General features: G+C 47.0%; 1 rRNA gene. It reads right to left on the bottom strand.

The annotated features are described in order from the left end of the window. Positions 1–221: 221 nt before the first annotated feature. Positions 222–279 (bottom strand): 16S ribosomal RNA (locus D0N36_RS19320); the annotation flags it as partial.

Genomic DNA, 279 nt, shown 5'->3' on the forward strand with positions numbered 1-279 from the left:
CCCTTCTCTACTTCTCGTAGAGCAACTGCCCGTAGGCAGTTGCGGCTCGGGTGACTAACCATAGGTTAATCACTCTTATTGCTTTCTTTTTCTTTTACTCTGTTTTCCTCTATGTCAAAGAACGTGTCCTGCCTCCAATTGAAGCAGGAAAGTGAATGAGAGGAAAAGACGTTATCGGTAATCAATTAGAAGTCCACGAATCGAAGGTCGGATAGCTCCAGAAAGGAGGTGATCCAGCCGCACCTTCCGGTACGGCTACCTTGTTACGACTTAGCCCTA

Origin of the sequence: Hymenobacter lapidiphilus, assembly GCF_003417065.2 — a bacterium.
GTDB lineage: Bacteria > Bacteroidota > Bacteroidia > Cytophagales > Hymenobacteraceae > Hymenobacter.